8 protein-coding genes and 1 riboswitch are annotated in these 10,810 nt (G+C 63.0%); of the genes, 7 read left to right on the forward strand and 1 reads right to left on the reverse strand.

The features are described 5' to 3' along the window. The 6 genes from AACZ65_RS14140 to trmB all read left to right on the forward strand — a co-directional run. Window positions 1–412 (forward strand): PhoH family protein (locus tag AACZ65_RS14140; RefSeq protein ID WP_339671896.1); only part of this gene is annotated, 412 nt, incomplete at its 5' end. 5 nt (window positions 413–417) lie between these two features. Then, window positions 418–906, forward strand: a complete 489-nt coding sequence (gene ybeY, locus AACZ65_RS14145) for an rRNA maturation RNase YbeY (RefSeq protein WP_339671898.1) — start codon at window positions 418–420, stop codon at window positions 904–906. A 42-nt stretch (window positions 907–948) separates the two neighbouring features. Beyond that, window positions 949–1,836 (forward strand): hemolysin family protein, encoded by an 888-nt coding sequence (locus AACZ65_RS14150; protein WP_037268933.1) that lies wholly within the window; start codon window positions 949–951, stop codon window positions 1,834–1,836. Beyond that, on the forward strand, window positions 1,829–3,346 hold the full coding sequence (gene lnt / locus AACZ65_RS14155; RefSeq protein ID WP_339671901.1) for an apolipoprotein N-acyltransferase: 1,518 nt from the start codon (window positions 1,829–1,831) through the stop codon (window positions 3,344–3,346). Before AACZ65_RS14150 ends, lnt begins: the two co-directional genes overlap by 8 nt. A 38-nt stretch (window positions 3,347–3,384) precedes the next feature. Next, window positions 3,385–3,432, forward strand: a riboswitch (SAM-SAH riboswitch). A 5-nt stretch (window positions 3,433–3,437) separates the two neighbouring features. Continuing rightward, complete coding sequence (metK, locus tag AACZ65_RS14160) at window positions 3,438–4,604, forward strand: methionine adenosyltransferase (RefSeq protein WP_339671903.1); 1,167 nt, start codon at window positions 3,438–3,440, stop codon at window positions 4,602–4,604. Window positions 4,605–4,648: 44 nt separating this feature from the next. Further along, complete coding sequence (gene trmB, locus AACZ65_RS14165) at window positions 4,649–5,362, forward strand: tRNA (guanosine(46)-N7)-methyltransferase TrmB (protein WP_339671905.1); 714 nt, start codon at window positions 4,649–4,651, stop codon at window positions 5,360–5,362. Between the two features lie 158 nt (window positions 5,363–5,520). On the opposite strand, the gene argE is transcribed toward trmB, so the two are convergent. Then, a complete protein-coding gene (argE, locus tag AACZ65_RS14170; protein WP_037268944.1) occupies window positions 5,521–6,684 on the reverse strand; it encodes an acetylornithine deacetylase in 1,164 nt (387 codons plus the stop codon). Between the two features lie 444 nt (window positions 6,685–7,128). On the opposite strand from argE, the gene AACZ65_RS14175 reads away from it, so the two are divergent. Next, window positions 7,129–10,767, forward strand: coding sequence for an Ig-like domain-containing protein (locus AACZ65_RS14175; protein WP_339671908.1), 3,639 nt, complete (start codon window positions 7,129–7,131; stop codon window positions 10,765–10,767). The last annotated feature ends 43 nt before the right edge of the window (window positions 10,768–10,810 follow it).

Consider the following 10,810-nt stretch of genomic DNA (forward strand, 5'->3'; position numbering starts at 1 on the left):
GAAGGACAAGGTCGATCCCTACATGCAGCCGCTCTATGATGCGCTGAACGATTTTCTGCCGGCCAAGCAGGTGCAAAAACTGATGGAGGAGAAGAAGATCGAGATTGCGCCACTGGCCTTCATGCGCGGACGCACGCTGAGCAATGCCTTTGTCGTTCTGGACGAGGCGCAGAATGCGACCTCGATGCAGATGAAGATGTTTCTGACGCGATTGGGCGAGGGGAGCCGGATGGTGATCACCGGCGACCGTACGCAGATCGACCTGCCGCGCGGCGTGCCCTCGGGACTGGCGGATGCGGAGCGGCTCTTGACCAGGATTCCGCAGATCAGTTTCAACTATTTCACGTCCAAGGATGTGGTGCGGCATCCGCTGGTGGCCGCGATCATCGAGGCCTACGAGGCGGAAGGTTAAGCCCTGTGCTGTGCGATGTGGTGATCGAGGACGACCGCTGGGAGGCGGCGGGGCTGGAGGATTTGGCCGAACATGCGGCGCGGGCCACGCTGGAGCATCTGGCGCTGAACCCGGAGGATTGGGAAATCAGCCTGCTGGGCTGTGACGATGCGCGGATTGCCGTGCTGAACGAGGATTTCCGCGACAAGCCGCAGCCCACGAATGTGCTAAGCTGGCCGAGCGAGGAGCGCGGGGCAGAGATGCCCGGTGCCGTGCCTGAACCACCCTTGCCGGGGTATGATCCGGAGTTGGGGGATATTGCGATTGCCTGGGACACCTGCGCGCGCGAGGCGGCAGAAGGCGACAAACCGCTTGCGGACCATGTGACGCATCTGATCGTTCATGCAGTGTTACATTTGTTGGGCTATGATCATGTGCGTGACCAAGATGCCACTCTGATGGAAACAACTGAGGTGGAGATACTTGGCAAACTTGGGGTCAGTGACCCATATTAGCCGTACTGGGGCCTCTGTGCCCCGTCACCTGGAAAGAGATGGATGGGCGAGAGTATCGACGGATCGTCTATGGCAGCGCAGAGCGCGCCGCCGGACGATGACAAGGACACCGAAGAGTCGGGCGGATTTTTCCGCCGCATCTTGGGGGTTTTTTCGACCAATGACGAAGTGACCGAGGCTGAGCATGAGCATCCGGCTCAAGCCTATGGCGTGCCGGGTATGGGCAACCTGCGGCATATGGCCGTCGAGGATGTGGCCATTCCCAAGGCCGAGATCGTCTCGGTTCCCAACACGATTTCGAAAGAGGACCTTGTGCATGTGTTCCGCGACAGCGGCATGTCGCGCCTGCCGGTCTATGAGGGGACGTTGGATTCGCCTATCGGTATGCTGCATCTCAAGGATTTTGCGCTGAGGCATGGGTTCAACGGGGATACCGAGGAGTTCAAGCTAGAGGATATGTTGCGCCCGCTGCTGTTTGTGCCCCCGTCGATGCCGATTGGCGTGTTGTTGCAGAAGATGCAGGCCGAGCGGCGGCATATGGCGCTGGTGATCGACGAATATGGCGGTGTGGACGGTCTTGTGACCATCGAGGACCTGATCGAACAGGTGGTGGGCGAGATCGAGGATGAGCACGACATCGACGAGGATCATTACTGGACGCTGGAAAAGCCCGGCAGTTACGTGGCCCTTGCCAAGACCCCGCTCGAGGATTTCGAGGCCGAGATCGGCATCTCGCTGACCGAGGCGGACGAGATCGACGAGGAAGAGATCGACACGCTGGGCGGTCTGGTTTTCATGCTGCTGGGGCGGGTGCCTGTACGCGGCGAGGTGATCGAGCATCCCGCAGGGCCGGTGATCGAGGTGATGGAGGCCGATCCGCGCCGCATCAAGCGCGTGCGCGTGCGTCTGCCTGAGGCCAGGAATGAGTGAAACAGGCCGGGCCGCGGCCCTGATGGATCAGGTCGCGGGCCGCTCTGGGCGCTGGCGTCTTCTTGTGCTTGGGGCACTGGGGGCCATGGCTGCGCTTGGGCAGGCGCCCGTCGGGGCGTGGCCGCTGAGTGTTCTGGGCTTTGCGCTTGCCTATGGGCTGTTTCGGCGCGCCGCCGGGGGGCGACAGGCGGCGGGTATCGGCTGGGCCTTTGGCACCGGCTATTTCGTTGTCTCGCTCAACTGGATCATCGAGCCGTTTCTGGTCGATGTGGCACGGCATGGCTGGATGGCGCCCTTTGCGCTCTTGGGGCTATCCGGGGGGCTGGCGCTGTTTTGGGCGGTGGGCCTTGGGCTGGGCCGCGCCATGGGGGGCGGAGCGCTTGGGTTCGTCGGTGGCCTTGGGCTGATCGAACTGGCGCGGGGCTATGTGTTGACGGGCTTTCCATGGGCGCAGCCGGGGCATGTTCTGATCGACACGCCGCTCTTGCATTGGGCCTCGTACCTTGGGTCGCTTGGCCTGACGGCGCTGGTGCTGCTGGCGGCGGTGGCGTTGTGGGCGGCGATGACCGGTGCGCGACGGGCGCTGCTGGCCTTGGGGGCCATGGTGATCCTGTGGCCTGTGGGCGCCTTGCTGACGCCTGACACAAGCGCAGGGTCAGAGGCGGCCACGGTGCGGCTGGTCCAGCCCAACGCGCCGCAGCATGAAAAATGGGACCCTGACAAGATCCAGGGTTTCTTTGATCGGCAATTGGCGTTTTCGGCGGCCGGGGAACGTCCCGACTTGATCGTGTGGCCGGAAACGGCGGTGCCGGTGATGCTGGAGCGCGCCGCGAGCACGCTGGAAGTGATTTCCGACGCGGCGGGGAGCGTGCCGGTGGTGGTGGGGCTGCAACGCCGCGACGAGATGCGGCTCTACAACACGCTGGCGTTGGTTGAGGCCGGGGGCAGCGTGGCGGCGGTCTATGACAAGCACCATCTGGTGCCCTTTGGCGAATACATGCCCTATGGCGACCACCTGGTACAATTCGGGATTCACGGCATGGCCGCCAAGAATGGGCAGGGGTTTTCCTCGGGGCCGGGGGCGCAGGTGATCGAGATGGGCGCGTTGGGGCGCGCCTTGCCGCTGATCTGCTACGAGGGCGTTTTTCCGCAGGATCTGCGGGCGGCACCGGGGCGGGCGGATTTCATCCTGCTCATCACCAATGACGCCTGGTTTGGCAAGTTTTCTGGCCCCTATCAGCATCTTGCGCAGGCGCGATTGCGCAGCGCCGAGTTTGGCCTGCCAATGGTTCGGGTGGCCAACACAGGCGTTTCGGCCATGATCGACGCAACCGGTCGGGTGACTGAGTCTCTGCCATTGGGGGAGGCGGGCTGGCGCGATGCGGCGCTGCCACCGCCTTTGCCGCCAACGGTTTATGCACGGCTGGGCGATGCGCCGATGCTGGTAATTTTCCTTATTTTTCTGGGTCTGTCGCGGTTGGATCACAGGCGCAGAGCTGCGCGCATATAGGCATTGACGCAGGTTCTAGAGCGGCGTAACCACGCGCTAATCCCCCACAACGGCTTCCTGGCGTGGCGGTGACATCAAATGGAGCAACTTCATGTCAAGACAGAATTACCTTTTCACCTCCGAATCCGTTTCGGAGGGGCATCCGGATAAAGTGTGTGACCGGATATCCGATGCCATTCTTGATGCCTTTCTGACCGAAGAAGCAAATGCACGCGTCGCCTGCGAAACCTTTGCCACCACGAATTGCGTGGTTGTGGGCGGTGAGGTCGGTCTGACCGATCAATCGCGACTCAAGGATTTCATGGGCCGGATCGACGGGATCGTACGCGATTGCGTGCGCGACATCGGCTATGAGCAGGATGCCTTCCACTGGAACACCCTGAACTTGCAGAACTTGCTGCATCCGCAGTCGGCGCATATCGCGCAGGGCGTGGACCGGGACGGGGCCGGGGATCAGGGCATCATGTTTGGTTATGCCGTGGACGAAACACCGGAATTCATGCCCGCGCCGATCCTTTATTCCCATGCCATCCTCAAGCGGCTGGCCGAGGTGCGCAAATCGGGTGCTGAGCCCACGTTGGGGCCGGATGCCAAATCGCAGCTGACGCTGCGCTATGAGGATGGTCGCCCGGTCGCGGTGACGCAACTGGTGCTCTCGACCCAGCATTCGGATGAGAGCCAGACCAGCGACGACATCCGCGCCATTGTCGAGCCCTATATCCGTGAGGTTCTGCCGGCGGGCTGGCTGAGTGATGAGACCGAGTGGCATGTGAACCCGACGGGCACCTTTGTGATCGGCGGGCCGGATGGCGATGCGGGTCTGACGGGCCGCAAGATCATCGTGGACACCTATGGTGGGGCGGCCCCGCATGGCGGCGGCGCGTTTTCCGGCAAGGATCCGACCAAGGTGGACCGTTCGGCCGCCTATGCCGCGCGGTATCTGGCCAAGAACGTGGTCGCCGCGGGGCTCGCAAAGCGCTGCACGCTGCAACTGAGCTATGCCATTGGTGTGGCCAAGCCGCTGTCGATCTATGTCGATACCCATGGCACGGGAGAGGTGCATGAAAGCGCCATCGAAAAGGCCGTGGCACAGTGCATGGACCTGACGCCGCGCGGTATTCGCGAGCATCTGTCGCTGACGCGGCCGATCTATGCGCGCACTGCGGCCTATGGCCATTTCGGGCGCGCGCCCGAGGCCGATGGCGGCTTTAGCTGGGAGCGGACCGATCTGGTTGACGCTCTGAAAAAAGCTGTGTGATCAAAGGGCTGGCGCGTGATCTTCGCGCGCCAGTTTAACTGTACATGAGCCAAGATAGACATCCGACAGGCGCGCCGTGGCGCAATTTCTATGGCCGGTTCAAGGGCAAGACCCTGCGGCCAAGCCAGGAAACCTATCTGGAAGAGGATCTGGCGAAACTGTCGCCGGGGGCCGTCGATTGGGACGTGAACCCCGATCGGCAACCGATTGATCTGAAATCGTTATTCGGGGATCGTGAGGTCTGGCTGGAAATCGGGTTCGGCGGCGGTGAGCATATGGTGCATCAGGCCGTGCAGAATCCCCAAGCCGGAATCATCGGATGTGAGCCCTTCATCAACGGGGTGGCGATGCTCTTGGGGAAAATCCGGGCGGCAGAGGCGCAGAATGTGGCGGTTTATCCCGGTGACGCGCGAAACATGTTCGATGTGCTGCCCGAGGGCTCCGTGTCGCGGGCGTTTCTGCTCTATCCTGATCCCTGGCCGAAGGCGCGGCATCACCGGCGGCGGTTCGTGACGCAAGAGCATCTGCAACCGCTGGCCAAGGTGTTGAAAAAGGGTGCGGTTTTTCGCGTTGCCACGGATATTCCCGATTATGTGCGCCAGACGCTAGAGGAAGTGCCGCGCGCGGGCTTTGAGTGGTTGGCCGAGGGGCCTGAAGACTGGCGCAGGCCGTGGGAGGACTGGATTTCCACGCGCTACGAGCAAAAGGCGCTGCGCGAAGGGCGCGTGCCGCACTACCTGACGTTTCGGCGGGTGTGAGCGGCGGCGCGCTGTGCGCCGGCCGCTATCGCCCCTTGGGGCGTGCTGCGCTGGATCGAAGCCATACCCGTCCCGGGCTTGACCCGGGACCTCGTTGCGGCGGGGTGGAGGCTGTGGCTCTGGGGCCGGGGCGGTGTGGTCCCGTCATGACAACGTGCTCAGCGCCCAAGCCGGTCACCCAGCCGCCCCAGCATGTCGAGACATTGCTGGAGCTGGTCGAGCGAGAGATATTCGTCGGGTTTGTGCGCCTGATCAATCGAGCCGGGGCCGCAGACCACGGCAGACATGCCATAGCTCTGGAACAGCCCCGCCTCGGTGCCGAAGGGCACGAGATCGGCCCCGTTGGCGCCGGTGAGTTCCATCATGATGTCGCGCGCCTCGTTTACCTCTGCGGGCTCTAGCCCATCCACCTCGCCGATGATTTCGGTCACGATGCTGGCCTCGGGGTAAATCTCGCGCATTCGGGGGAGGAGCATTTCCTCGCAATAGCGGCGCAGGTCCTCTTTGACGAAATTGGCGTCTGCCGCCTGAACGGGGCGCATTTCCCATTCGATCGTGGCGTTGGAGGCGATCACGTTATGGGCCACACCGCCCTTGAGAGACCCGGTGTTGATGGTGGTCCAGGGCGGATCAAAGCGGCTGTCGCGGGGCGCGCGTGCGCGTAGGGCCTCGCTTAGCTCCAACAGGCGGTTGACGTAGCGTACGGCGTATTCCACCGCGTTCACGCCCCGGTCGGGCGCAGAGCCATGCCCGGCCAGACCACAGAAATGGGTTGTATATTCATAGCAGCCCTTGTGCCCCTCGATCACGCGCATCATCGTGGGCTCGCCGATGATGGCCACGCCGGGGCGTAGGCCACGGGCGCGCAGGCTTTCGACAAGGGCTTGCGCCCCGAAACAGCCGACTTCCTCGTCATAGGTGAAGGCAAAGTGAATGGGACGGTCGCGCACCCGTTCCGCGAAATAGGGGGCCATGGCGGTGGCGGCGGCGATAAAGCCTTTCATATCGCAGGTGCCGCGCCCATAAAGCCGTCCCTCGTGTTCGGTCAGCTCGAACGGGTCCGAGGCCCAATCCTGTTGGGCCACCGGTACCACATCGGAATGACCAGAAAGCACGATGCCGCCGTCCACCTCTGGCCCGATGGTGGCAAAGAGATTGGCCTTGTGGCCGATGTCATCGTGAAAGATGTCGACCCGTGCGCCCGCCGATTCAAGCCGGTGTCCGAGATAGGCGATCATGTCGAGATTGCTGAGTTCGGAGATCGTGGGAAAGGCGATCAACTCTCGCAGAAGGCCAACGGTATCGGAAAGTTGGGTGGTCAAGGGGAAGGTCCTGTGATGACGGGATTGAAACCTTTGTGACTGTGTTGATCGGCAGGGTGCGCGTCAACCCCTCGTCGCAGGGGTACGCGGTGCGATGTGCGGCATGATTGTATTGCGAAACGTGTGATCGACTCAGCCGTGTGGCGAGGCGTGCCCAAATAGACTCAGTCCGTCCATATCTATGGAAAAGCGGCGTATTTTGGGGGGGCTGCGTCAAAAACATCTAGCGATTGCGGCGGAAAAAAGATAATTATGAAGCAATAAAGCAAATCGACACACCAAAGTGTCGAACCCTGAGGTCAGAGTGGTGGTGTTATGAAAGCGATTGATTTTGTCGCTCGCACAGATGCGGGCAATTCGCAGCGTGGGTCAATTCCGGGTCAAGATGGTGTTACTGTCATCCCGGCGGGTCGCGGACAAGAAATTTCTCTTAATCTTCGGCAGATGGAAATCCAGGGCTATGCCCGGGATGGATCGAACCTTGTCATCAATCTGGCGGATGGCCGGGTTGTGGTGCTGGAGGGATATTATTCCGCAACCGGGGCCCCTGTCAGTCGGCTGTTCATCAGCGCCGACGGTTATCTCAACGAGGTGACGGTGAGCGAGGGCGGCGATGGGCCGGTCTATGCGCAATACGGCCCGACCGAGCAGTGGGCCAAGTGGAGCCCGGATGAGGAGCTGATCTTTCTGGGCGGCAACGAGATTACAGCGCCGGCAGAAGATGACGAAGTGTCGATGCTGGGGGCCGCGCTCTTGGGTGGTGGCGGTCTTTTGGGGCTGGGCGGTGTCGGGGCGGCTGGTGTTGCGGCGGCGGTTGTGGCCGGGGGTGGCGATAGCGGCGGTGGCGGCCGCGGTCGGATCGAGCCCACGGTGAATGAGGACGGCACGATCACGATTGGCGGCGATCAGGAAAACCCCAAGATCACCATCACGGGCGACGCCGAGCCGGGGTCGGATGTGGATGTGACCATCGGCGACAAGACCGTCACCACCGAGGCTGATGAAGACGGCAAGTGGCAGGTCGATTTTGAGGGCGAGACCTTTCCCGAGGATGGCGAGCACGAGGTGGTTGTCGTGGTCAAGGAACCCGATGGCACCGAAACCACATTGGAGGGGCCGGTGGTGGTGATCGACACCACGCCGCCCGAGGTGGTCATCGAGGACGGTGTCGTTTCGACCGATGATATCGTCAATGCCGAGGACTACGAGGATGGCATCGAAATCAGCGGCAGCGGTGAGCCGGGGGCCGAGATTTCAGTTGTTGTCGAGGGGGTTACCGAAACCACGGTGATCGGCGAGGATGGTCAGTGGCAAGTGGTCTTTGACCCCGCCGATATTCCGGGTGGCGAGCGTGAGGTCGAGGTGGTGATCACCGCGACGGATGGCTTTGGCAATTCCACTGTGGTCACGGATGTGGTGGCGATTGATACGGTGCCGCATCCGATTGTGATCAATTCCGGTGAGGTCGGCGGCGATGGTGTCGTCAATCTGGTGGAAGAGGCCGCAGGTGTGGCGATCACGGGCACCTCGACGCCGGGGGCCACGGTGACGGTCACGGTCGAGGGCGTGTCGCGCGAGGTGGTCGTCGGCGAAGATGGCACCTGGACGGCAGAGTTCGATCCCGGCACGCTGCCCGGTGGGCAATATGAGGCAGAGGTGACGGCGACCACGGTCGATGCCGCAGGCAATGCCAGCAGCACCAGCGGAACATTCCGCGTTGACACCGAAGTGCGCGATTTCGGCATGACCGGTACGCCCGGTGGCGCGGATGGCGTGATCAACGCCGTAGAGCAGGGCGACGGTTTTACCATGAGTGGCACGGTCGAGCCGGGCTCGACTGTGCGGTTGAGCTTTGGCGATGCAGTGGTGGATGCGGTCGTGGCGGCGGATGGTCGTTGGACCGCGACCTTCACCGGGGCGCAGATCGCGGCAGGCACCTACACGGGCGACATCGTGGCGGTGGCGACGGATGCGGCGGGCAATGTCAGCGAATTGCGCCAAGCCGTGAGCGTGGATACCGAGGCCAATGATCTGAGCATCACGACCGACACAGTCGGCGGCGATGGCACCGTCAATCTGGTGGAAGCCGGCGGGCAGGTGGCGATCACCGGCAGCGCCACGCCGGGGGCCACGGTAACGGTGTCCTTTGCCGGGGTGACGCAGGATGTGGTCGCGAACGCCTCGGGCACTTGGGTGGCCAATGTCGCAGGCAGTGCGCTGGCGGCCGGAACCTATGATGCGCCGGTTACAGCGATTTCTGTCGATGCGGCGGGCAACCGGGCGGATGTGAGTGGCACGGTGCATGTCGACACCGAGGTGCGCGATTTCGGCATGACCGGCACGCCGGGTGGCGCGGATGGCGTGATCAACGCCGCCGAGCAGGGCGACGGATTCACGATGAGCGGCACGGTCGAGCCGGGATCGACGGTGCGGCTGAGCTTTGGTGATGCGGTGGTGGATGCGGTCGTGGCGGCGGATGGTCGTTGGACCGCGACCTTTACCGGGGCGCAGATCGCGGCAGGCACCTTCACGGGCGACATCGTGGCGGTGGCCACGGATGCGGCGGGCAATGTCAGCGAATTGCGCCAAGCCGTGAGCGTGGATACCGAGGCCGGTCTCTTGACGCTGAACGCTGGCGCGATTGGTGGCGACGGCGTCATCAACGGGGCCGAGGCCGATGCCGGGGTGCTGGTCACGGGCACGGCGGATGCCGGGGCGACGGTCGTGGTCAGTCTCGACGGGGTCGAGCATACGGTGCAGGCCGATGCCACGGGCCGCTGGCAGAGCCGGTACGAGAGCGCCGAGATCACGCGCGGCACGCATGTGCCCGAGGTGAACGCGCGCACGGTCGATGCGGCTGGCAACCCGACCGAGGTCGAGGCGACAGTCCGGGTTGATACGCAGGTCGACAACCTCAGCCTCAGCGATCTCAACCTTGCGATTGGTGCGGATGGGCGCGACGTCATCAACAATGACGTTGCCACTGGCGGGTTTAGTGTCACGGGCACGATCGAGCCGGGCAGCCGGGTGTTTGTCACCATCGACGGGGTGCAGCACGAGGCGCAGGTGGCGGCCGATGGCAATTGGGTGGCGAATTTTGGCCCCAATGAGATTGCCCCCGGCGAGCGCGATGTGGCCTTGCGGGTCGATGTGACCGATCCGGCGGGCAATATCGCGTTCCTCACCGATACGGTGCGGGTCGATACATTGGTCAATGAGCTGAGCCAGGATGGGCCGGTGACACCGGACAACATCATCAACATCTCTGAGGCGGCGGCAGGTGTGACCCTGACAGGACAGGTCGAGCCGGGATCGAGCGCCGAAGTCCGGCTCTTTGGCCGCACCTATCAGGCGGTTGTGGATGCCAATGGCAATTGGTCGGTGACCCTGCCCAACGGGGACATTCCCCGTCAGGACGGTCAGGCCGCGATGGTGGTTTCAGCCACCGACGGGGCGGGCAATACCCATGAGATCACGGGCAGCCTGACGCTGGACATGGTCGCCCCCGAGACGCCGGGGATCGTTGGCTATTTCCGGCAGGGCGACGGCTATCGCAATGCCACGGTGGAAACGAGCGCGGACGATGTCAGCATCCATCAAGTCGACACCGGTGGCAATGTGCGGGAATTGGCGCTGGGCGAGCAGGCCAACCAGTTCACCGGCGAAACGGATTACTTCTTTCTCGACGGGGCGGGGCGGCTATCGCCGGTCTCGGATGGCTCGCAGCTTGTGGTGACGAGCACCGATGCCGGGGGCAATACCGCGAGCACCTATGTCGTGCTCGACGAGACCAGCACATCGGTTGTCAACATCGCCAATCCCAACCTGAGCGCCTTTGACATCGAGACGATTGATCTGCGGTTTGGCGATCAGGCGCAACTGAGCCTGACCGAAGCGCAGGTTCTGGCCCTGTCGGGCAATAGCGACACGGTTTTGGTGCAGGGCGGCGCGGATGACCGCGTCACGCTGAGCGGGGCCGAGGCCGCGGGCAGCACGGTGATCGACGGTCAGACCTATGACATCTACACGCTGGGCACCGAGGCCCGGATCGTTGTGGATGAGGACATTCAGGTCGTTACCTGAGGCCGAACAGGGATGCGCGCCCGTGCCGGGGCGCGCGTCTCCA

It is taken from the genome of uncultured Roseovarius sp. (assembly GCF_963972555.1).
GTDB lineage: Bacteria > Pseudomonadota > Alphaproteobacteria > Rhodobacterales > Rhodobacteraceae > Roseovarius > Roseovarius mucosus.